21 protein-coding genes and 1 pseudogene are annotated in these 22,016 nt (G+C 71.4%); 6 read left to right on the plus strand and 16 right to left on the minus strand.

Annotated features, from left to right (window positions below; translation table 11 throughout):
- Positions 1–98: 98 nt before the first annotated feature.
- Positions 99–1,088 carry an ATP-grasp ribosomal peptide maturase gene (gene tgmB, locus ACZ5VQ_RS09055; protein ID WP_469104321.1) on the minus strand — a complete coding sequence of 330 codons (990 nt, stop codon included), beginning with the start codon at positions 1,086–1,088 and terminating at the stop codon, positions 99–101.
- A 16-nt stretch (positions 1,089–1,104) separates the two neighbouring features.
- Positions 1,105–1,296: a putative ATP-grasp-modified RiPP gene (gene tgmA / locus ACZ5VQ_RS09060; protein WP_033325990.1), complete on the minus strand. Its 192-nt coding sequence runs from the start codon at positions 1,294–1,296 to the stop codon at positions 1,105–1,107.
- 511 nt (positions 1,297–1,807) lie between these two features.
- On the opposite strand from tgmA, the gene ACZ5VQ_RS09065 reads away from it, so the two are divergent.
- A complete protein-coding gene (locus ACZ5VQ_RS09065; RefSeq protein WP_469104322.1) occupies positions 1,808–3,028 on the plus strand; it encodes a serine hydrolase domain-containing protein in 1,221 nt (406 codons plus the stop codon).
- A gap of 126 nt (positions 3,029–3,154) precedes the next feature.
- Here ACZ5VQ_RS09065 and ACZ5VQ_RS09070 read toward each other — a convergent pair whose 3' ends face one another.
- The 5 genes from ACZ5VQ_RS09070 to ribA form a co-directional block, all read right to left on the minus strand.
- A complete protein-coding gene (locus tag ACZ5VQ_RS09070) occupies positions 3,155–4,351 on the minus strand; it encodes a saccharopine dehydrogenase family protein (protein WP_469104323.1) in 1,197 nt (398 codons plus the stop codon).
- Positions 4,344–5,405 (minus strand): saccharopine dehydrogenase, encoded by a 1,062-nt coding sequence (locus tag ACZ5VQ_RS09075; protein WP_469104324.1) that lies wholly within the window; start codon positions 5,403–5,405, stop codon positions 4,344–4,346. The genes ACZ5VQ_RS09070 and ACZ5VQ_RS09075 overlap by 8 nt, the downstream gene beginning before the upstream one ends.
- Entirely contained in the window at positions 5,402–6,556 is a 1,155-nt protein-coding gene (locus ACZ5VQ_RS09080; protein ID WP_469104325.1) for an NAD(P)/FAD-dependent oxidoreductase, read from the minus strand. Before ACZ5VQ_RS09080 ends, ACZ5VQ_RS09075 begins: the two co-directional genes overlap by 4 nt.
- Complete coding sequence (locus ACZ5VQ_RS09085; RefSeq protein ID WP_469104326.1) at positions 6,553–7,530, minus strand: ornithine cyclodeaminase family protein; 978 nt, start codon at positions 7,528–7,530, stop codon at positions 6,553–6,555. Before ACZ5VQ_RS09085 ends, ACZ5VQ_RS09080 begins: the two co-directional genes overlap by 4 nt.
- 149 nt (positions 7,531–7,679) lie before the next feature.
- The gene (gene ribA / locus ACZ5VQ_RS09090) at positions 7,680–8,339 is read right to left on the minus strand and encodes a GTP cyclohydrolase II (RefSeq protein ID WP_469104327.1); all 660 of its coding nucleotides are present in this window, start codon (positions 8,337–8,339) and stop codon (positions 7,680–7,682) included.
- Positions 8,340–8,378: 39 nt separating this feature from the next.
- Between ribA and ACZ5VQ_RS09095 the strand changes: the two genes are divergently transcribed.
- Positions 8,379–9,170, plus strand: coding sequence for a creatininase family protein (locus ACZ5VQ_RS09095; RefSeq protein ID WP_469104328.1), 792 nt, complete (start codon positions 8,379–8,381; stop codon positions 9,168–9,170).
- A 206-nt stretch (positions 9,171–9,376) separates the two neighbouring features.
- Here the strand turns inward: ACZ5VQ_RS09095 and ACZ5VQ_RS09100 are convergent.
- The 5 genes and pseudogenes from ACZ5VQ_RS09100 to ACZ5VQ_RS09120 all read right to left on the minus strand — a co-directional run.
- Positions 9,377–10,426, minus strand: a pseudogene (locus ACZ5VQ_RS09100) (lysylphosphatidylglycerol synthase transmembrane domain-containing protein); the annotation flags it as partial.
- Entirely contained in the window at positions 10,426–11,505 is a 1,080-nt protein-coding gene (locus ACZ5VQ_RS09105; protein WP_469104329.1) for a class I SAM-dependent methyltransferase, read from the minus strand. The pseudogene ACZ5VQ_RS09100 and the gene ACZ5VQ_RS09105, both read right to left, overlap by 1 nt.
- On the minus strand, positions 11,502–12,602 hold the full coding sequence (locus ACZ5VQ_RS09110; protein WP_469104584.1) for a glycosyltransferase family 4 protein: 1,101 nt from the start codon (positions 12,600–12,602) through the stop codon (positions 11,502–11,504). Before ACZ5VQ_RS09110 ends, ACZ5VQ_RS09105 begins: the two co-directional genes overlap by 4 nt.
- 23 nt (positions 12,603–12,625) lie before the next feature.
- Entirely contained in the window at positions 12,626–13,024 is a 399-nt protein-coding gene (locus tag ACZ5VQ_RS09115; RefSeq protein ID WP_189839644.1) for a 6-pyruvoyl trahydropterin synthase family protein, read from the minus strand.
- Between the two features lie 171 nt (positions 13,025–13,195).
- Positions 13,196–14,218: a zinc-dependent alcohol dehydrogenase gene (locus ACZ5VQ_RS09120; protein ID WP_469104330.1), complete on the minus strand. Its 1,023-nt coding sequence runs from the start codon at positions 14,216–14,218 to the stop codon at positions 13,196–13,198.
- A gap of 144 nt (positions 14,219–14,362) precedes the next feature.
- Here ACZ5VQ_RS09120 and ACZ5VQ_RS09125 point away from each other — a divergent pair, with 144 nt between their 5' ends.
- Entirely contained in the window at positions 14,363–15,148 is a 786-nt protein-coding gene (locus ACZ5VQ_RS09125) for a CDP-alcohol phosphatidyltransferase family protein (RefSeq protein ID WP_469104331.1), read from the plus strand.
- Positions 15,149–15,279: 131 nt separating this feature from the next.
- On the opposite strand, the gene ACZ5VQ_RS09130 is transcribed toward ACZ5VQ_RS09125, so the two are convergent.
- Positions 15,280–16,158, minus strand: coding sequence for an oxidoreductase (locus tag ACZ5VQ_RS09130; RefSeq protein ID WP_469104332.1), 879 nt, complete (start codon positions 16,156–16,158; stop codon positions 15,280–15,282).
- A 172-nt stretch (positions 16,159–16,330) separates the two neighbouring features.
- Here ACZ5VQ_RS09130 and ACZ5VQ_RS09135 point away from each other — a divergent pair, with 172 nt between their 5' ends.
- Positions 16,331–17,242 carry a helix-turn-helix transcriptional regulator gene (locus ACZ5VQ_RS09135; protein WP_469104333.1) on the plus strand — a complete coding sequence of 304 codons (912 nt, stop codon included), beginning with the start codon at positions 16,331–16,333 and terminating at the stop codon, positions 17,240–17,242.
- Between the two features lie 22 nt (positions 17,243–17,264).
- On the opposite strand, the gene ACZ5VQ_RS09140 is transcribed toward ACZ5VQ_RS09135, so the two are convergent.
- Entirely contained in the window at positions 17,265–18,728 is a 1,464-nt protein-coding gene (locus tag ACZ5VQ_RS09140; RefSeq protein ID WP_469104334.1) for an MFS transporter, read from the minus strand.
- Between the two features lie 393 nt (positions 18,729–19,121).
- On the opposite strand from ACZ5VQ_RS09140, the gene ACZ5VQ_RS09145 reads away from it, so the two are divergent.
- Positions 19,122–19,700, plus strand: a complete 579-nt coding sequence (locus ACZ5VQ_RS09145) for a TetR/AcrR family transcriptional regulator (protein ID WP_469104335.1) — start codon at positions 19,122–19,124, stop codon at positions 19,698–19,700.
- Between the two features lie 6 nt (positions 19,701–19,706).
- Here ACZ5VQ_RS09145 and ACZ5VQ_RS09150 read toward each other — a convergent pair whose 3' ends face one another.
- Positions 19,707–20,807 (minus strand): fatty acid desaturase family protein, encoded by a 1,101-nt coding sequence (locus tag ACZ5VQ_RS09150; protein WP_469104336.1) that lies wholly within the window; start codon positions 20,805–20,807, stop codon positions 19,707–19,709.
- A 175-nt stretch (positions 20,808–20,982) separates the two neighbouring features.
- Positions 20,983–21,186, minus strand: a complete 204-nt coding sequence (locus ACZ5VQ_RS09155) for a cold-shock protein (RefSeq protein ID WP_266752945.1) — start codon at positions 21,184–21,186, stop codon at positions 20,983–20,985.
- Positions 21,187–21,672: 486 nt separating this feature from the next.
- Between ACZ5VQ_RS09155 and ACZ5VQ_RS09160 the strand changes: the two genes are divergently transcribed.
- Positions 21,673–21,945 (plus strand): hypothetical protein, encoded by a 273-nt coding sequence (locus ACZ5VQ_RS09160; RefSeq protein ID WP_200394834.1) that lies wholly within the window; start codon positions 21,673–21,675, stop codon positions 21,943–21,945.
- The last annotated feature ends 71 nt before the right edge of the window (positions 21,946–22,016 follow it).

Here is a 22,016-nt window from a genome sequence, read left to right on the forward strand (position 1 = left end):
TTCGTCCGCGGGCCGGTGGGGCCTGTCGCGACCACGCGGCGGAGCCGCAAGTGCCACAGTCCCGCGCCCCTTGAGGGGGCGCGGGGCGTCGGAGCCGGTCAGTGGCCCTCCAGCAGCCATGCTCTGCCGCCGTTGGCCGGGGTGGCGGGCGGGGTGGGGGCGGACAGCCAGTCGGCGACCGTGCGCGCGATGGGCTGGCCCGATTCGATCTGTACGAATCCGAACTGGCCGGACTGGTTGCACTCCAGGAACCACCACATACCCTCGGCGTCCTCGGCGAAGTCGAAGGCGCCGTAGGCCAGTTGGGCCTCCCGGAGATAGGTGACCACGCCGGCGGCGACGCGCGAGGGCACGTCGGCGGGTCGCCAGGGAGTGTCGGAGGTGGCGAACCGCACGTCCACCTCGTCGGGGTCGGCGTCCGGGTCGACCGCCTTGCGGGCGGCGTGGATCCGGTCGCCGACACAGGTCAGCCTGATGTCGGCCCGCTTGGCCACCCGCCGTTGGAGCAGGGTCGGGCCGTAGGCGACGGCCGCGAAGTCCGCGTCGGGCGCGACCCTGCTGGTCGGGACCGCCCGGGGCGGTTCCTGCGGGTGCGCGCCCGAGACGGGCTTGACCACCAGGTCCGGGAAGCGGTCCGCGAAGTCACGGGCCGCCTGCGGGAACGTGGTGATCAGCGTGGCGGGTACGGGCAGGCGGCTGAGCTGGGCGAGGTGAAGCTGCCAGGGCTTGTGCCGGGCCCGCCGGGCCGCGTCGGGGTGGTTCATCCAGCGCGCGTCGGTGGAGCGCAGCATGCCGTAGAGCGCCTGGGCGGACTCCTCGGTCAGCCAGTCGGTGGGCTCGGCGACCCGGCTCGCGGGCACGCCGGGCCTGCGGACCCAGACGGACCGCAACCCGTTCATGCTCACCAGTCGGCCGCCGACGGACAGGTGTCCGCGGAAGACACCGTGCACGTACTCCCCCGACAGGGCCACGGGGCCCGGCAGGTCCGCCGGGTCGAGGCGGACGACCGGCACCCCGGTCCCGTCGAGTTCGGCCACCACCATGTCCGCGGTCACATCCTGTTCGCACGTCAGGATCAGAACCGTCATCGTTACGGGTCCGGCTTCAGTCGTCGAAGTGGGTCTTCGAGCCTGCCGTGGAGGTGGTGGCCCCCAACTCACGCAACACGGCGTAGTCATGAGCGGCGAGCCGCCCGTCCGGGAGCACGTTCAACTGCAGTCTGGAGTCATAGGCATACGGAACGCTGACCTCCAACTGCTGGGCCGGACGGGCGTAGTTGAGCGCGAACGGTCGCATCGGTTCTCCTTGCTCGGTGCGAACCCGGTGAAGCGGATCGTGACGCTCCGGCGTCACGTCGCCTGACAGGTTCGCAGGGCTTCCACGGAGATATACGAATCGAACAGGCGAATGGTTGCCTCACGCAGCGTAGTCATCGGACCAGTACGGTCCGTGACGTGATCCGACCGGGCCGATCCTGCGTGCATGGGGCAGCCATTCGCCTCTTATGACGCACGCCCGGGGGTTACGGATCCGGGGTCGAGCCGCAGTTCAGCGCACTGGCGCACACCTTCACCCTTCGAACGCCTCGCGCGCCCGTGAGGTGCCCCGGGGCCGGCGGCGCCTGGGCACGCCGGACCACAGGTCGCCGTACATGTCCGGCCGTGGCCATGAATTCCATTCGGAGGACACCCCCCTCACAGCTACTCTCGTAGCGCTTTCCGATCTCCCCGCCCCCATTGCCGACCTCTTGCCGAAGCCGCTTTCCAACCCGTTTCCGCCCCTTTCGACTGTCAACCGGAGGCAGACCATGGATCAGTTGCAGCAAGAAGTGGATCCGGTCGAGGTCGGTCTCGATCCGGTGGCGCTGGACCGTCTCGACCGGTTCTTCGCCCGTCGCGTGGACGACGGCCTGCTCCCCGGGTACCTCGTTTCCGTGGCTCGTCACGGCCGTGTCGCACATCTCACGTCGTACGGTCTGCGAAACCGGGAGGCCGGCATTCCGGTCACCGCGGACACCGTGTGGCGGCTCTACTCGATGACCAAGCCGGTGGTGTCCGTCGCCGCGCTGATGCTCCACGAGGAAGGCCTGCTCGGCCTCGATGACCCCGTCTCCCGCCACCTGCCGGCCTTCGCCGACCCGCAGGTCTACGAAAGCGGCACGGGCGACGAGATCAGGACCCACCCCGCCGAGGGCCCCGTCCTGGTCCGGCACCTCCTGACGCACACCGCGGGCCTGACCATCGGCGCGTACCGCACCCACCCCGTGGACTCCCTCTACCTGGCGGCCGGAGTCGAGATCTCGGCGCCGAAGGACGCGGACCTCGCCGAGGCCTGCGAGGTGTACGCGGGGCTGCCGCTGCAGTTCGAGCCGGGGACCGAGTGGAATTACTCGGTCGCGACCAATGTGGTCGGGCGGCTCATCGAGGTGGTGACGGGCCGGCCGCTCGACGAGTTCCTCGCCGAACGGGTCTTCGCACCGCTCGGAATGACGGACACCGGCTTCTGGGTCTCCGGCGAGCGGGCGGACCGGCTGGCCGTCCTCTACCAGGAGGACCAGGACGGCGGGATCGCGCCGATCGCGGGCCCGCCGGTGCACGAGCGCCCGCGGCTGCTCTCCTGCGTCGGCGGGCTGGTGGGGACGGCCCGCGACTACCACCGCTTCATGGAGTTCCTCCGCCGACGCGGCGAACTCGACGGCGTCCGGCTGCTGTCCCCCGAGACCGTGGACACCATGACCGCCAACCACCTCCCCACCGACCTCCACGCCTTCGGCAGCAAACCCATCCACGGCCAGCCGGGCAACGCGGGCCTCGGCTTCGGCCTCGGCGTCTCGGTCGTGGTGGACGCGCACCGCACGGAGTCCCCGGAGAGCGAGGGGTCCTACGGCTGGAGCGGGGCGGGCGGCACGACCTTCTGGGTCGACCCGCGCAACGACCTGACCGTGCAGTTCATGGCACAGGTGCGGCCTGCGGGGATGCTGTCCTTCCATGAGCTGAAGGGGTTCGTGAGCGAGGCGCTCGGCGGCTGAGGAGGGCCGGACGGGACGGCTGGGCAGGTGCGCCTGTCGGGGACGACGCGGCCCGCAGTCCCCGTTCCCGAGGCCCTGATGGGTCAACCGCAGCCCGCAGGTCCCCTTGGGCGTGCTCGCCGGACGTCAGGAAGACTTGCCCGTCCGCAGTGTGAAGTCGACGCCGTCCCGGGCGAGTTCGGCAAGCCAGTCCTCGGAGCGCTCGGCCGTCTCCGCCGCTCGGTTGAGGCCGGGCGGCAGGTCGTCGCCGAGGATCCGCCGCACCCCGAGCGCCAGCGTCCGCGACACGCATCGCGCCATCGCGCTCTCCTCCGCGTCGCCCTCCAGGTCCAGCAGGTAGCGGCCCGACCAGGTCCGGTCCGTCCCGTCCGTCCGGTCCGAGCCGGCGCGTACGTCCAGGGAGACGGCGAGGACGACGCGGTCGCGGTCGGCGTCGGTGGTCGGGTAGCGGGCGGCCAACTCCTGGGCGAGGGCGGCGATTCGCCGGTCGTCACCGTGGCGGAGTTCCTCGAAGACCGGCTGCCAGGCGTCGAGCCAGCCGTCGAGGCGGAGGGTGCCGCGGATGAAGGTCTGGGGCTTCCAGGCCGGGGGCAGTCCGTACTGGTCGACGAAGGGGAGGCTGTCGCGGTTGGGGTAGACCTCGAACGGTTCGCCGTCCACCACATGGGGGCGCGTGACCTCCCAGGGGCGCGGGGTCGTGGTCTCGGCGCCGGCCTCGATGTAACGGGCGGGCGAGCGCAGGGCGTTGAGGACGCCCGCCGGTGCCCAACTGAACCGGTACTTGAAGTCGTTCGGGACGGCCGGGATGCCGCCGCAGTAGGAAGTGAGGCTGACCTCGGCGGTCGTGTCGGCGCCGATCTCCTCTCGGGCCCTGGCGATGAGGCTGTGCGCGAAGAGGTGGTCGATGCCCGGGTCGAGGCCCGCCTCGGTGAGGACGACGACACCGGCGGCCCTGGCGGCGGGGACCTGGTCGAGGACCGCCTCCGAGACATAGCTGGAGCAGGCGAAATGAGCCCCGCGGTTCACACAGGCGGCGAGCAGGGGCGCGTGTTCGGGCGCCGGGAGCATGGAGACCACCACGTCGCCGGGCGCAAGTTCAGCCGTCAGGGCCGGGAGCGTGTACGCGCGTGGCTCGGCGCGGCCGGTGAGGCCGAGGGCCTCCAGGCTCTGGGCGGCCCGCTCCTCGGTGCGGTGCCACAGGCGTACGCGGTCGGCCGCGTCGCACAGTGCGGCGAGTCCGCTTCCGGTGGACAGGCCCGCGCCGATCCAGTGGACGGTGCCGGAGGCGGGGACACCGGCAGGCCGGTCGGTGGTGTCAGGCATCGCGGAACTCCCCTTGTGCCAGGCCGAGTTCACGGCACGTCTCGTGGAACCGGTCCAGGTCGCGTCCCCACGCACCGGCCACCCCGAACTCCAGGAGCTGTGGCGTCAGCGCCGCCGAGAAGTCCGCGCTCGCCTCCTTGGGCAGCAGGGACGGCAGGTTGTCGATGGCGATGAGGTCGAGGGCGGGCCGCTCGTGCAGGCGCCGCACGGGGTCGGTCCAGTCCGTGACCGTGTCGTAGACCGGCAGGACGTTGTAGGGGGAGCCGACGTCACAGGTCACGTCGCAGACCGTGCGCAGCCGGCGGCCCGGCTCGTCCAGGTCCTTGTCGGTGAGGAAGGGGGTGCTCGGCCCGGTGGTGAGCACGGTGTTGACCATCAACTCGTGGTCCAGCAGGGCCCCTCGGTCCAGGTCCCGGGTTTCGGCGAGGTCCCAGCAGGTGGGGTCGAGCCCCGCCTCGGCGAGCGCGACCCGCGCACCGCGTCCGGAGCGGCCGAGCGCACCGATCACCAGTGAGGCGAACTCCTCGTCGCCTGCGGCCGGTTGGAGTTCGGCGTCCAGTTCCTCCTTGGACGTCGGCCGCAGTGGAGCGTTCAGCCTGCCCCGGTGGTGCAGTACCGCAAGGGCCGCGCCCACATAACCGGCCCAGTAGCCGAAGGCGGCAAGCCTGCGGCCGTTGTCGTCCACCAGGTACTCCAGGTCGAACAGCGCCCCTCCCCCGGCGACGAACCGGCGCAGCAACGCCTCCGCCCCGGGCTGTGCCTTGTACGCGTGCCCGAAGAAGACATGACGGTGCCTCAACTGATCCGGCCCGTCCGGGAGTTCCTTGAGACCGACGATCACCGCGTCCGCCGGGGCGTCGGTCCAGGCCCCCGCGTCGACGACTCGGCAGCCCGCCTCCTCGTACGCCCCGATCGGGAAGACGCGCTGCGGGGAGTCCTCGATGGTGAGCGTCACGCCGTTCTCGACGAGCCGCCGGGCGTCGGACGGCACGATCGGGGTGCGTCGCTCGGTCGTGCGGGTCTCGTGGCGCAGCCACAAGTGGAGCTCGGTCATACGCGGTTGACCTCCGGTCTCAGGGCATCGGCGGCGAACCGTTCGGCACGCAGCGGGGTGATGTCGACGAAGGGATCATGCCCCAGGAAGAGATCGCGGACGACCTCGCCCACGGCGGGCCCCTGGAGGAAGCCGTGCCCGGAGAACCCGGTCGCGTACAGGAATCGGGAGACCGAACCCGCCTCGCCGATCAGCGCGTTGTGGTCGGGGGTGATCTCGTACAGGCCCGCCCAGCCGCCCGTCCTGCGCAGGTCGAGCAGGGCGGGTGCGCGGTGCTCCATGGCCTCGCAGAGGCGGGGGATCCAGCGGTCGTGGGTGTCGGTGGCGAAGCCGGGCCGCTCGTCCGGGTCGGACATGCCGACGAGGAGGCCGGGGCCCTCGGTGTGGAAGTACAGACTGCTGGTGAAGTCGATGGTCATGGGCAGGTCGGGCGGGAGGTCCGGGACCGGTTCGGTGACGGCGATCTGACGGCGCAGCGGCTCCACCGGGAGGTCCACGTCGGCCATCGCGCCGACGGCCCGCGACCAGGCGCCCGCCGCGCAGACGACGGCCGTCGTGTCGATCCGGCCCAGAGCGGTGACGACGGCCGTGATGTCGTCGCCGCGCGTCTCGATGCCGGTGACCTCGCAGTGGCGTACGACCTTGACGCCGTGGCGGCGGGCGGCGGCCGCGTAGCCGTGCACCACGGCCTCGGGTGTGCAGTGGCCGTCGTCCGGGGAGAAGGCGGCGGCCAGCAGTCCGTCGGTGGTGATCAGCGGCGAGAGGCGGCGCGCCTCGGCCGGGTCCAGCATGCGGCTGGGCACGCCGAGTCCGTTCTGCAGCCGCACCCCGGCCTCGAACGCCTCGACCTCCTCCGGTGTGGACAGCAGGAAGAGGTAGCCGACACGGTGCAGCCCGATGTCGTGGCCCGTCTCCTCGCCGAAGCGGTCGAACGCCTCCAGGCTGCGCGCGCCCAGCTGGATGTTGAGCTCGTCGGAGAACTGCGCGCGCACTCCGCCCGCCGCCCGCGAGGTGGACCCGGACGCGAGTTCGTCCCGCTCGACGAGCACCACGTCCGGCACTCCGGCCCGCGCCAGGTGGTACGCGATGCTCGTGCCCATCACCCCGCCGCCGATGACGACGACCCCCGCGCGTCCGGGAACACCGGTCATGAGTGCATCCCCTGGTCGCGAGCGGCGTCGATGACCGCCCAGGCCGCGGCGGCGTCCTGGATGCCGAGGCCGACGCTGTTGTAGTAGACGATGTCCCGCTCGGTCGTACGTCCCTCGCGGCGGCCGGTGAGTACCTCGCCGAGCGGGATCAGGTCCTGGCGGTTGAGCGTTCCGGCGCGCAGTGCGTCCACGACCGGCCCCGCGTGTTCGGCCGCGGTCTCGGGGTCGTCGACGACGACGGCCGCGGCCCGCCGTACGACCTCGGTGTCGACCTCGCTGCGGCTGGGTTCGAACGATCCGACGCTGACGACCGTGCAGCCCGGCGCGAGCCACTCGCCCCGGACGACGGGCGTGCTGCTGAGGGTGCAGGCGGCGACCATGGGCAGTCCGGCCACGGCTTCCTCCGCCGAGTCGACGGCCTTGACGGGGATGCCGAGTTCGGCCGCGAGGAGCCGGGCCGCCCGTGCTCTGCGCTCCGGGGACGGGCTCCAGATCCGTACGGCTCTCAGGTCCCGTACCCGGGCGACGGAGCGCGCGTGCGCGAGGGCCTGGGTGCCGGAGCCGATCAGGCCCAGCTCGGCGCTGTCGGGTGTGGCGAGTGCGTCGAGGGCCACGGCACTGGCCGCTGCGGTGCGCAGGGTCGTCACCGCCGTGCCGTCCATGACGGCGACGAGTTGCCCGGTGACCGGGTCGAGCGCGTTGATCACGGCGTGGATCGTCGGCAGCCCGGCGGCCGCGTTGCCCGGGTTGACACTGCCGATCTTGGCGACGGCCCCGGTGTCCGCAGACAGCCGCGCGAGGTACGCGAACACGACACTGTCGTCGAACCCGCTCGGATGCATGATCTTGCCGGGCAGCTCGGCCGTGCCGCCGCCGAGCGCCGTGAAGGCGGCCCGCTGGGACCGGATCGCGGTGTCGGTGTCGAGCAGGGCGGCCACCTGGTCGCGGGAGAGGTGGAGGACGTCGTCGGTCATCCCTCTTCCCTTCCCCTGTCCGCACCGATGTCACCGCGGCCGGGGCGTCCGGGTGACGCTCCTCCTGATCGGACCTCGGACCACTGCCCGGCCGCCGCGCGCCACTGGGGACGCGCGGCGCGCGGGACGGCCGGGGTCTTTCGGGCGGATCAGACGCGGTGGCCCACCACGGCGTCCAGGTGCGGCAGGTCGTGGTCCAGGCGCTCCCGCTTGGTGCGCAGATAGGTGATGTTGTCCTCGCAGGGCGGGATCAGCAGCGGGACCTGCGCGTCGACCTTGATGCCGTTGCGGAGCAACGCCTCGCGCTTGCGCGGGTTGTTGGACAGCAGTCTCACGGAACGGACGCCGAGGTCGTGCAGGATGTCCGCGGCCACGCCGTAGTCGCGGGCGTCCACGGGCAGCCCGAGCGCGAGGTTCGCCTCGACGGTGTCGAGGCCCTCCGACTGGAGCTTCATCGCCTGGAGCTTGGCGAGCAGCCCGATACCGCGGCCCTCGTGGCCCCGCAGATAGATGAGGATGCCGCGCCCCTCGGCCACGATCTCCCGCAGTGCGGTGGAGAGTTGGGGACCGCACTCGCAGTGCCGCGATCCGAACGCGTCACCGGTGAGGCACTCGGAGTGCAGCCGGGTGAGCATTCCGTCTTTCTGGATGTCACCGTGGACCAGAGCCACTTGTTCGTCTCCGCGGGTACGGTCCAGGTAGCCGACGGCCTGGAAATCGCCGTACACCGTGGGCAGCGGGGCATTCACGACCCGCTCGACGCCTGCGGAGTGGACTTTCCCGGCAAGTACGCCATCTATTTCTGTCATGATTCTGGTTCCTAAGCAGAGACGAAAGGTCGCGAGAAAATGGGCAATTCGGGCGGTTCGGAAATACGGCTCACGGTGTCAGGACAGTTGCCGACAGACACCACGGAAGACGTACGCGCACGAGGTGCCGGCGCTGCCCGGCAGGTCGCCGTGCTTCCCGTGGGCAGCTTCGAGCAGCACGGTGCGTATCTTCCGCTGTCGACGGACACGCTCGTCGCGTGCGCGATAGCCCAAGAGGTCGCTGCCGCATTCCCCGTTCACCTCCTTCCTCCGGTGACGATCTCCTGCTCGCACGAACACGCGGCCTGGCCGGGAACGGTGAGCATTTCCTCCGTGACGCTCCATGCGGTGGTGCGGGACATTGCCGATTCGCTGCGTCGGTCGGGTGTGGACACCCTCGTCGTGGTCAATGGACATGGCGGCAATTACGTGTTGGGCAATGTCGTGCAGGAATCCACAGCCGCCGGTGCCCGGATGGCTCTTTTCCCGGCCGCGGAGGACTGGGAGGCGGCGCGCGAACAGGCCGGGATACAGACCTCGTTGCTCACCGATATGCACGCGGGGGAAATAGAGACCTCCATTCTGCTGCACAGGCATCCCGAATTGGTCAGGCCGGGTTACGAGACCTCCGACTTCGAGGCCGACGACCGCCGGCAACTGCTCACGCTGGGCATGTCGGCCTATACCAAGTCCGGTGTCATCGGGCGTCCTTCGAGGGCGTCCGCCGAGAAGGGGAAGGAACTCCTCGCCTCGCTGGCCGGCTCCTTCGGAGCGTACTTCTCGCTGCTGACATCGGAGACCGGGATTCCTGCGGTCGTCGATCGGCACTGAGTGTCCCCGTTTCCTTCCGCGCGGGCCGAGATCCGGGGCGCCGGTGACTCCAGGTGCGAGTCCGGGCCCGGCTCGGCGGCCGCGTTCTCCTGCGGGCGCCGCAGCCCCGCGTACCAACGCGCCACCAGTACGGCGACACCGGGCAGGCTCGCGGCGAAGCTGAGCACGCCGTAGACCACGGCCACGGTCAGGCCCTGGGTGGCGCCCAGGCCCGCCGCGCCGAACGCCCAGGCGGTGACGCCTTCCCTGGGCCCCCAGCCGCCGACGTTCAGCGGCAGCCCCATGGCGATCAGGGCGAGCAGCGCCAGGGGCACCAACTCGGCGGCGGAGGCGGACGATCCTGCCGCCCGGGCCGCGAGCAGGAACATCAGGACGTGTCCCGCGAGCACCACGACGGACGAGATCAGGACGCCCGGCCAGCTCCCACGGGCCAGCAGCGCCCCGCGCGCCTCGGTGAGGGCGGCGCGCACGGCACGGTAGCGGCGGGACGCGCTCGGCGCCCTGCCCCTGCTGCGGACCGCGCCCACGGTGACGACTCCGCACAGCGAGACGGCGGCCAGCAGCACGGCGAGGTGCCGGGTCTCGGTCAGTACCGGCGAGGGCTGGGTGAGCAGCACGGTCACGCCGACGACGGCCAGGACCGCCTGTCCCGCGACCCGTTCCAGGACGACCGCGCGTACTCCGCGGCCGACGTCACCGGCGCTCTGTCCGTGCCGTACCGCGCGGTGCACGTCGCCGAGCACGCCGCCCGGCAGGGCCGCGTTGAGGAACAGCGCGCGGTAGTAGTCCGCGACGGCCGGGCCCAGCGGCAGCCTGAGCTTCATCCCGCGGGCCACCACGCACCAGCGCCAGGCGCTGAATACCGTGGTCAGCACGCCGATACCGAGCGCCGCGAGGAGCGTCGGGCCGTCGATCCGGCGCAGGCCGTCCAGGAAGACCCCGGTGCCGAGCCGCCAGGTGAGCACGGTGAGTATGACGACGCCGGCGATGGTGCCGAAGTGGGTGCGCAGGACGCGGGAGTCTAGACGGGCCCGGACGGGACCCGCGACGCGGGCCAGGACCCTGCGCGGACCCGCGGTGGGCGTGCCCACCGTCGCGTCGGCGCGGGCCGACCTGGTCTCGCCGTCCTCACCGTCGAGGCGTACTCGTCCGGTCTCCTTCCGCGCACCGCCGTCACGGACCGCCGACTCCGCCGACAACGCGTCGTCCAGGACGGCCAGTGACTGTGCCTCGTCCGCCATCGCCGGCGTGCTCATCAGGCTCCCCCTGTCGGGCGGGCCAGCGCGAGCAGGTCACTGTGGTGCACCACCACGTTCAACTCGCCCGCTTCGCAGGCCGCGAGGCGCTCCTTGAGATAGGCGTCGGCGCGCGCGGCCAGTTCCGGCCGCTGCTCGACGGCCGCGCCGACCCAGCCGCGCAGCCACTCCGCGGTCAGCGCGGACTCGTCCGGGCCGAGGCGCCAGGCGCTCGGGTGCACCCGGACCGTCGCGCCGTGCCGGGCGAAGGCGTCGCAGGCCGCGTTGATCGATTCCGGGCCGAGCAGGTCGCCGCGCCGCTGGTGGTCGTTGAACGCGTCGACGATCTCGTCGTCCAGCGGGTGGGCCGGGGTGAGTTCGACGCGTCCGACCACGGAGAGCGTCAGGAGCGCGGGGCAGCCGGCTCCGGCGCAGGCCGCGGCCAGCGCCTCGATCTCGTCCGGGGTGAGGACGTCAAGCAGCGCGGAGGCCGTCACCAACGAGGCGCCGGCCAGGGCGTCCGCGGTCAGCCGGGCGACGTCGCCGCGCTGTGTCTCCACCGTGACGCGGCTGCCGTCGGCGGCCGACCGGGGCGACCCGACGGCGGCGAAGTGCAGCAGATACGGGTCGCGGTCGTGGAGCACCCAGTGCTGGGGTCCGTCGAGCCTGGGCGCGAGCCAGCGGCCCATGGAGCCGGTGCCGCAGCCGAGGTCGTGGATGACGAGCCCGCCACGCCCCGGCAGGTTCGCGAGCCGGATCCGCAGCGGGTCGAGGAGCTCGGCCGCGCGGGCGGCCGCGTCGACGGGCTCGCGCAGTTCCAGCCACTCGGGGGCGTAACGGGTCGTGTCGTCGATGGCCTCACCACGGGTGCGGTCACCGAGCCGAATCGTTCCTGTGTCCCGTCCCTCGCCGTTTCGCCCCTGGCCCGGCACCACGGCCTCGGTCTCGGTCGTCGTCATCTCGTCGCGTCCCCGCCCTGCCGTGTCGGTCCCCTCACCACGTCCCAGCGAGGCGGTCGTCGTCTCCTCGTCGAGGCCCGGTTCGGCCGTCGTCGTGCCGTGCCCCGGAGTCCCGGGCGGCGTCGTGCTCGTACTGCTCATGCCGCCCCGATCCTTGCCTCGCTCTTCAGTCGCCCCAGGACACCCGACAGACTCCGGGCCGTGGCGGCCCAGCCTCCGAGGGAGGCCCGGCGGGCGCGCGCGGCGGCCTTGAGGCGACGGCGTACGTCGGCCTCGCCGAACCAGCCGCGCAGTTCGGCCGCGAGGGCCGCGGGGTTCTCCGGCGGCACGAGGAGCCCGGGCACCCCGCCGTCGGGCGCGCGCCCGACCGCCTCGGGGAGCCCGCCGACGTCCGTGGCCAGCACGGGGATACCGCGGGCGAGCGCCTCGGTGACGGCCATGCCGTACGTCTCGGCGTACGAGGTGAGGACCATGAGGTCGGCGGAGGCGTAGCTCGCGTCGAGCGCGGCGCCGGACTGGGGGCCGGCCAGGTGCAGCCGGTCGCCGAGGCCGTGCTGGTCGATCAGTGCCCGCAGCCGGGCCACGTACTCGGGGTCCTGGTTGAGGCCGCCGACGAGGACGCAGCTCCAGGGCAGGTCGGTGACGGTGGCGAGGGCCTCGACCAGACGGTGCTGTCCCTTGCGCGGTGTGACCGAGGCGACGCACAGCAGGTGCGAGACGCCGTCGGTACCGGAGGCCAGGGGCGCGATGTCGGCGCCGGGCGCTGCCACATGGACCCGGTCGGGTGCGAGGCCGTGGTGGGCGACGAGCCTGCGGGCCGCCCACTCGCTGGTGGCGACGACGGCGGGCACGGATCGCAGTGTGCGGCGCTCCCGGGCGTCGAGGTCCGCGGCGAGCGCGGGCGTGAGTCCCGTCTCGTCGCCGAGCGGCAGGTGCACGAGGACGACCAGTCGCAGCCGTTCGGCTTCGGGGATGACGATCTCGGGGACCGCGCAGGCGACGAGACCGTCGAGGAGTACGACCGTGTCGTCGGCCAGGTCCGCGAGGGTGCGGGCCAGTTCGGCACGGGCCGGGGCCTCGGGCTGCGGCCAGCTGCCGTCGATGGCGTGCTTGTGGACCTGCCAGCCGAAGCCGGGGAGGTCGAGGCTGACCCGGGCGTCGTAGACGTTGCCGCCGCTGGGCATGGTCGGGTCGTCCACTCCGCCGGGCATCACGAAGTGCATGGCGCGCAGGGACATGGGGATGATGTCGGCGTTGTGGTTCACAGGGCACGCTCGTAACTCGCCCAGGCGATGTGCGACTCGTGCAGGGTGACGGTGATGCCGGCCAGGCCGCGGGCGCCCTCGCCCAGCAGACCCTTCTCCACGCGCTCGGCGAGGCGGTCGGCGACGACCTTGGCCAGGAACTCCGTCGAGGTGTTGGTGTCGGCGAACACCGGCTCGTTGTCGAGGTTCCGGTAGTTCATCTCCGCCACCACCTCCCCGAGTTCCCTGGTGGCCAGTCCGATGTCGACGACGATGTTGTCGTCGTCCAGCTCGGCGCGGCGGAACGTGGCGTCCACGAGGAACGTCGCCCCGTGCAGGCGCTGCGCGGGTCCGAAGACCTCTCCGCGGAAGCTGTGGGCGATCATCAGGTGATCGCGGACGGTGATGCTGAACAACGGACGACCCTCCAGGTGCGGCGCGTCTGACCCCTCTGCCGGGGCGTGCCGTGTAGTACGGCCGGTCCGTTCTCCGTGTTCAGGGGGTTCGGCTCGGAGTTTCGGACGGTGCGCTCCGCTGGGTGGGGCAGTTGGGTTCGGTGTGGGTGGGGGTGAGTTGGTGACTGCGGGTCAGTGGGGGCTTGCCGCGCCGTTCCCCGCGCCCCTGAGGGGCGCGGTCGCGTCGTAGCGAACGAGGTGGCACATCTGCGTCGAGTCTGCCGCAGCGAGCCTGGTCATCGTCTCCGGTAGCTCCTCGAAGGAGGACTCTCCGGTGATCAGAGCGTCGAAGGCCGGGTCGGCGAGCAGGTCGAGGGCGATGGCGAGACGGTCGGCGTAGGTGCGGCGGGCGCTCCTGGCAGGGGAGACGGTTCCGACCTGGCTGCTGCGTATCACCAGGCGGCGGGAGTGGAACGCCTCGCCGAGCGGCAGGCTGACCTTCCGGTCGCCGTACCAGCTCAGTTCGAGGACGGTGCCTTCCGGGGCGAGGAGTTCGAGCGAACGGGCGAGCCCGGCCTCGGTGGCGCTGGCGTGGACGACCAGGTCGCGGTCGCCGGCCGCGTCCGCCGGGAGCGCGAAGTCGACGCCGAGGGCCTGTGCGATGTCGGCGCGTGCCGGGTTGGCGTCGACGAGTTGGACACGGGCGGCGGGAAACCGGGCCAGGAGCGCGGCGACACTCGCGCCGACCATGCCGGCGCCGACCACGGTGATCCGGTCGCCGATCAGGGGTGCCGCGTCCCACAGGGCGTTGACGGCGGTCTCCACGGTTCCGGCGAGGACGGCGCGCGAGGCGGGCACGGTCTCGGGCACGGGAGTGACGGCGCTCGCCGGGACGACGAACCGGGTCTGGTGCGGATAGAGAGAGAAGACGGTCCGCCCGAGGAGGTCCGTCGGTCCCGCCTCCACCACTCCGACGTTCAGGTACCCGTACTTGACGGGCCCGGGGAAGTCGCCCTCCTGGAAGGGCGCCCGCATGGCGGCGTGCTGGCTCTCCGGCACGCCTCCCCGGAAGACGAGCGTCTCGGTTCCGCGGCTCACCCCTGAGAAAAGTGTTCGCACCACGACCTCGCCCTCGGCGGGTTCGGGCAATTGGGCGTCCCGGATCTCACCGAGGCCGGGAGAGCGGAGCCAGAAGGCGCGGGCGGAGCGGTCCATTCGGCATCCTCCTGGGTGGTCCATGTGAATGGGCTGAGCAAATCAGCTGAACGATCGGGCGGCGAGCCACGTACCGACCTTTGCGAAGCCGCGCACAAGGTACGCGGCAATGATCGACTCTGTCACCTGGCCGGAGGATGTGCGGTGGCCCTGAACAACACGTACGACGCGAGGCTCTTGCAGCAGGAGACGGCCGTGGGAGCGGGTGTGCAGCTTCTGTTGCTCACCGTGCTCGGCACGGCGCTCGGCATGGGGCCCGCGGGCTGGCTGACGGGACTGGCGTTCGCGCTCGCGACGTGGGCGGTGCTCTCACGCGCCCTGCATCGCACGCGGCCCCGTTCCTTCGGACCCGCGAACCGCGTGACCCTGGGCCGGGCCACCCTTGTCGGCGGAGTGACCGCGCTCGTCGCGGACTCCTTCCAGAGCCCGCCGCCCGTGACGGTCCTCGTCGCCCTCACCGCGGTCGCCCTGATTCTCGACGCGGTCGACGGCAAGGTCGCCCGCCGGACGGGTTCCTCCTCCGCGCTGGGCGCGCGGTTCGACATGGAGGTCGACGCGTTCCTCATCCTGGTGCTCAGCGTGTACGTCTCCACGACCGTGGGCCCCTGGGCCCTGCTGATCGGCGGTATGCGCTACGCCTTCGTGGCGGCCGCCAGGTTCCTGCCCTGGCTGAACAACGCCCTTCCGCCGAGCACGGGCCGCAAGACGGTGGCCGCCCTCCAGGGCGTCCTGCTCCTGCTCGCGGGCTCGGGCATCCTCCCGTACGCCCCGACGTTCGGCGTCGTCGCCCTCGCCCTCGGCCTGCTGACGTGGTCGTTCGGCCGTGACATCGCGTGGCTGTGGCGCACGAGGGGCTCCGCCGAGCGGGAGGTGGCGGCGGTTGAGGTGGAGCTCCTCCACCGGGAGACGGCGGGTGTGGGCGCCCCGTAACGGGGCTGTGCCCCGTAAGGGGCGCGGGGAACTGCGCGACCAGCCCCCACCGACCCGCAGCTGAGGTACCACTTTCACTGCGGGTGGTCTGTGGCTGGTCGCGCAGTTCCCCGCGCCCCTTAGGTGGTGAATCAGCGTCCGATCTTGTCCAGTTCCGCGATCTCATCGTCCGGCAGGACCAACTCCGCCGCCGCGATGTTCTCGCGCAGGTGAGCCCGCGAAGACGTGCCGGGGATCAGGACGGTGGTCGCGGAGCGCTGGAGCAGCCAGGCCAGGGCCACCTGCTGGGGCGAGGCGTCCAGGCGGGCGGCCACGTCGGTCAGCGTCTGCGACTGGAGCGGGCTGAAGCCGCCGAGAGGGAAGAACGCGGCGAACGCGATGTTCTCCGCCGCGCACCGCTCGACGAGGGCGTCGTCCTGGCGGTTGGCCAGGTTGTAGAGGTTCTGCACGGTGACGACCGGGGCGATGGCCTGCGCCTCGGTCAGCTGGGCGTCGGAGACGGAGCTGACGCCGAGGTGGCGTATCAGGCCCTCCTTCCGCAGTTCGGCCAGTGCGCCGAACTGGTCGCTCAGCGGCTCCTCGTCCGTTCCCCCGTCGTTGGAGCCGACGCGCAGGTTCACCACGTCGAGGGCGTCCACGCCGAGGTGCTGGAGGTTCTCGCGGACCTGGGCCTTGAGGTCCTCGGGGTCACGCGACAGGATCCAGCTGCCGTCGTCACCGCGGCGGGCGCCGACCTTGGTGACGATGCGCAGGTCGGCGGGGTAGGGATACAGGGCCTCCTTGATGATCTCGTTGACGACGACGGGCCCGTAGAAGTCGCTGGTGTCGATGTGGGTGATGCCCCGCTCGACGGCCTCCCGCAGTACCGCGACGGCCTCGGCCCGGTCCCTGGGCGGCCCGAAGACGTTGGGACCCGCCAGTTGCATGGCTCCGTATCCCATGCGGGTGATCGTCAGACCGTCCGCCGGGGTGAGGGTTCCGCCGGAGACCGTGCCGGTTGCGTCCGTCATGGTGTGCCTTTCGCTGCGTGTCCATGGCTGTTCTGTGTCCGTGTGTGCGTGGACCGGTTCGTCCTCCGCCGATACCGACTCTTCGCCCGATCGGCGGCGGTCGGCAGTACCCCGCTGTTCCTGGTAGTGACAGGGACAGTCACCGGCGCCGGGAGGGACCTACGGTGGGGTCATGGACGCCACGAACGCCCTCGGAGAGTTCCTGCGGGCCCGCCGCGGGCTGATACGGCCCGAGGACGCCGGGATCCGCCGCGGCGGCGGTCTGCGGCGGGTGCCGGGACTGCGGCGCGAGGAGGTCGCGATGCTGGCCGGGATCAGCGCCGACTACTACCTGCGCCTGGAACAGGGCCGCGACCGCAACCCGTCGCTCCAGGTCCTCGAAGCCCTGGCCGACGTCCTCGACCTGGACGCCCCCGCCACCGCACACCTGATCGGCCTGACCCAGGCGCGCCCGTCCCAGGCCCGTCGGTCGGACCGCTCCGGCGACCGCGGACGCGCCGCACAGAGGCCCGAGCCCGTGCCGCCCGGCATTCTCCAGCTCATCGACGGATGGCCGAGCAATCCCGCGTACGTCGAGAACAGGTTCACCGACGTACTCGCGGCCAACCCACTGGCGATGGCCCTGTCCCCGAGCCACTCCCCCGGCGGCAACCTCCTGAGGGCCATCCTTCTCGACGAGGCCGAACGGGAACTGCGCCGGGACTGGGAGGAACTGACCGAGGCGGGGGTCGCCGCCCTGCGGGCCAATGTCGGACCCGATGTCGACGATCCCCGCCTGGTGGAACTCGTGGGCGAACTGTCCGTACGCAGTGAGCGTTTCCGCCGTCTGTGGGGCCGTCACGACGTGCGGCCCAAGCACGCGCGCGTCATGCGGCTGCGCCATCCGAAGGTCGGCGACCTCGAACTGCAGTCCAACAAGCTGGTCATCAACGGCACGGACGGCCTGATCCTCAAGGTCTTCCACGCCGAACCGGGCAGCCGCGACGCCGAACTGCTCGCCATACTGGGGAGTTTGACGGCGCCCCCCGGCGAGAGCCGGAACCTGACGGGCTCCGACGAGCACCAGGCCGTCGACGAACAGTGACGGCCGTCGGTCCCCGATCGCGTCAGCCGCGCACGCCGGGTGTGACGGTCTCCTGATCCGTACGCGACACCGCGTGGTCGTCGGCGGCAGCGGCCCGGGGCACGCGGGACATACGGTTCGCCCGCCGGCCCGGGACGAGGAGGGCGGCCAGGGCCGCGGCGAGGCAGAGCAGGGCGAGCAGAGTGAATCCGTGGGTGTAGCCGGAGGCGTACGGCAGACCCGAGGGCTGCAGGTGGCCGGTGACCAGGACGCTGGTCACGGCGGCGCCGATGGACCCGCCGATGGTGCGGATGTTGGCGTTCATGCCGGTCGCGGCGCCGGTCTGCTCGGCCGGGACGCTGCCCACGATCAGATTGGCCATGGAGGCGAAGGCGAGACCGATGCCGAGGCCGAAGACACCCGACACGAAGGCGATCTGCCACTGCTCGTCGTGCCAGAGGGCGAGGAAGCCACAGGCGACCGCGCCGAGGGCGGCACCGGTGGTGAGCAGCTTCTTCGCTCCGAGTACCGGTTCCAGACGGCCGCTCAGGATGCCCGAGACGAACATCGCGATCAGCATCGGCAGCATGAGCAGTCCGGACGCGGTGACGCTCGCGCCGAATCCGTACCCGGCGGAGCTGGGTGTCTGGACGAAGCTGGGCAGGAAGGACCAGATCGAGTACATGCCGGCGCCGAACAGCAGCGCGGCGGTGTTGGTGGTCCACACGGCCGGCAGCCGCATCACACGCAGGTCGATCAGCGGGGAGCGGGACCGCGACTCGGACAGCAGCCACAGCGCGAAGAGCACCACGGCGGCGGCGAACAGTCCGATCACCCGGGCGGAGCCCCAGCCCCACTGGCCCGCCTGGCTGAGGGGCAGCAGCAGCGCCACCAGCCAGGCGGACAGCAGGACGGCGCCGAGCCAGTTGACGCGGCCCTCGGCACGGCTGGGCGACTCCGGGACGTACCGGAGGGCGATCAGCGCGGTCACCGCGACGATGCCGACGGGGAGCCAGAAGAGCCAGCGGTAGCCGAGCGCGCTCACGACGGGCCCGGCCGCGACCATGCCGACACCGCCGCCGGCGGCGATCACGGCGGACAGGTTGCTGATGCTGGGGCTCACCCGGTTCGCGGCGAACTCGTCGCGGATGATGCCGAAGGACAGCGGGAACAGCGCGCCGCCGATGCCCTGGACGACCCGGGCGACGATCAGTACGCCGATGGTCGGGGCGAGCGCGGCGAGCAGACACCCGAGCAGCACGGCCACCAGGACGGCGACGAGGGTGCGTTTCTTGCCGATCAGGTCGCCGACCCGGCCGAGGATCGGCGTGAAGACCGAGGCGGACAGCAGGTACGCCGTCATCACCCAGGTCGCGGTGGACTGGGAGGTGTTCAGTGCGTGCTGAACGGTCGGCAGGGCCGGCGCGATCAGCGACTGGAGCATGGAGAACACGCCCGCACCGGTCGCGAGGACCGCGAAGGTGAGGCGGGTGGACTTGCGGGGCATGAAGAGCCTCTCCGAACTGGTTGCGGCCGAGAGCCTCGGACCGCGACCGTACGGGCCCGATGCCTGCCCGGGGGCAGCACAGGGCACGGCGACGATCACGGGGTGGCGGCCCTCCCGGCTTCGGGCACGGCCGAGAGCCGGGAGGAGGTCGCGGAAAGTGTCAGGGGACGGGCGATGCGCTCAGGCGCGGGACCCGCACGGGTACGGGCCCGGGGCCCGTCCGTATGCGGGGTGGCCCGGGGGCCGCCCGCATGCGGGTGGCGTCGCGTCGTCGATGCGTGCGGCCGCACGCGTCCACGCCGTACGCACCCCGCACTGTTAAAGTGGAGGTACCCCTCCACTGTAGCGGAGGCACACCTCCGCTTCAACCTCGTCCCGCCCCTGGAGGCACCAGTGACCGCCCAGTCGTTCCCCGTCAGCGAGATCGTCGCGTCCCGGCGGCCGCACCGGAAGGACGCGGCGCGCAACTACGACGCCCTGCTCACGGCCGCCCGCGAGGCCTTCACGGAGCAGGGCGCGGAGGCCTCCCTGGAGGACGTCGCCCGTCGCGCGGGCGTCGGCATCGGCACGCTGTACCGGAACTTCCCCACCCGCAGGCACCTCTTCGAGAGCGTCTACGCGGACGAGGTCAACGCCCTGTGCCGGGTCGCCGAGGAGGTCGCCGCGCTGGAGCCGTGGGAGGCGCTGACGACGTGGCTCGACCGGTTCGCCGACTACATGGTGACCAAGCGGGCCGTCCGGGAGGCACTCAACGACGAGTCGGAGATCTTCACCGCCTGCCGCGAGTCGATGTACGCGGCCGGCGGCCCGCTGTTCGAACGCGCCCAGCGGGCCGGCGCGGCCCGCACGGACATGGACTTCGTCGACCTGCTGCGCATGGTCGCGGGCATCACCGCGACGGCCTTCGACGACGACGCCCAGCGCGACCGGGTCCTGGCTGTCGCACTGGACGGCGTACGCGCGTCCCGCTGACCGGGGTCAGTACTCCAGCTCGGGGCGCAGCCGCAGCGGCCCGGCGACGTCGTGGAGGTGGCGCAGCACCTGGCCGTAGGAGTCGAGGAGGCCGGTCTCGTGGTACGCGATGCCGTGGCGGGCGCAGTACGTGCGCACGAGTTCCTGGGCGTGGCGCAGGCTGGGCCGCGGCATGGAGGGGAACAGGTGGTGCTCGATCTGGTAGTTGAGCCCGCCGAGCACGAAGTCGGTGATCCGGTGGCCACGGATGTTCCGTGAGGTCAGCACCTGCCGACGCAGGAAGTCAATTTTGTCGTCCTTGGCGAACATGGGCATGCCCTTGTGGTTCGGGGCGAACGAACACCCCATGTAGAGCCCGAACAGCCCTTGGTGCACAAGGAGGAAGACCACGGCCTGGAGCGGGGTGAGTACCAGGAACAGGGCGGCGAGGTAGCCGCCGATATGTGCCGCCAGCAGGCCCGCTCCCGCAAGCCTGCTCCGCCGCGGGGTCGCGGCGCCGGTGCGGTCGAAAAGCGCCTTGACGCCGGCCACGTGCAGGGCGAAGCCCTCCAGCAGCAGCATCGGGAAGAACAGCCAGGCCTGGTGACGGGCCAGCCATGCGTACGCTCCGCTGCGGACGCGGGCGTGGTCCTCGGTGAAGGCGATCGCGCCGTCGGCGATGTCGGGATCGCGGTCGACGTGGTTGGGGTGGGAGTGGTGCCGGTTGTGCTTGGCGATCCACCAGCCGTAGCTGAGGCCGATCAGCAGATCGGCGTGGACGCGGCCGAGCAGCGTGTTGACGCGCTTGGAGGAGGCGATCTGGTGGTGTCCGGCGTCGTGCCCGATGAACCCGGTCTGGGTGAACATCACCGCGAGGAAGGCGGCGGTCAGCAGCTGCCACCACGAGGGCCCGATCAGGGCGAACGCGGTCCAGCCGGCGGCCAGCAGAAGCAGGTTCCCGCCGACCTTGACGCTGTAGTAGCCGGGGCGTCGCTTGAGCAGCCCGCGCTGCTTCACCTCACGGGACAGCGCCGCGTAGTCGCTGCCCCGGGCGCCGGGCGGGGGTTTCGTCGTCTCGGCGTGCTGGGCCGTCGGATCGGTGCCCCGGCTGATGAAATCAGTGCTCACGGCTTTCCTTTCGGGATGCGAGGGCCGATACCGGCGACGCGGGGGCAGGGCGCCGAACGCGGAAAGCCCGTACGGAAGCTGATGGATGCGGAACGGTGCAGACGGGTGTGGACCGATGCACACGGATGCAGCACTGGACAGGCCCGCGGTGCGGGCCTGTCCTGACGAGATGTCCTCAGAGGGCGCGGACCTGGTCGGCCTGCATGCCCTTGGGGCCCTGGCTTGCGGTGAACTCCACCCGCTGGTTCTCCGCCAGGGAGCGGAAACCCTCGGTGTCGATCGCCGAATGGTGCACGAAGACGTCGGCGCCGCCCTCGTCGGAGGTGATGAAGCCGAAGCCCTTCTCCGCGTTGAACCACTTCACTGTGCCCTGAGCCATGTGTTGTCTCCTTCGAGATGACGAGCCGGTCGGAAAGTCGCGCGCTCGCGCGATCCCGGGCTGTTGGTCGTCAGCCGTCGAAGAAAACCCCCGAAACGACGAAACGCCCGCTGTCGGAACTCCGCGGGCGCTTCCACGTTCGCAAACTTCAACTACAACCACTCCTTACAACGTCCGGGACGCCGGCAACGTTCCCGGGCTGTGGGATGCGGCGCGTGGCGGGTCCGGAGGGGAGTACGGTTGGAGGACCGAGCGCACCTCGCATGCCGTCATCCGTTTCGGCGTCGCCCTCGGGGAACGGCACAGGCCGGAGCACCTCGGACCCGGCCGGAAATGGGCCGCACATGCCTTTTGGCTCGTATCGTCTCGCCGCCTTCCGCATCCGTTCCCGCGCAGCGCGGTAGCGAGTTTCCTGCCCACCGGGATGCCTCCGACGCATTCCGGCGTCCGCGCACGGCTCTGAACCGATCAAGAGGATGCGGATACATGTATTCACAGGACTCGATCTCCGGCCACCGCCGTGGCCGTCCCGAACCGACCGCCGAGATGCTCTCCGGGCTGGCCTGCCTCATCTGCGGCACCGACTACCGCAACGCGCCCGACCCGGAGGCGGTGGTGGTCTCCCACCGCGACGGCAAGCAGCTGCTCGCCTGCCACGGGACGTGCGCACGCATGGCGTGCGGATCGGTGAACGGTCTGGACGAGGCGCCGCTCCCGCTGACCGAGCGCGTCCGCGGGCACCGGCCCGGCGGCTCCTGACCGGAGACCGGACAGCCGCACGCAAAACGCAGCACGCAGCACGCAGCACGCAGCACGACGAGAACGACCTG

This window comes from Streptomyces sp. NPDC033178 (genome assembly GCF_055577685.1).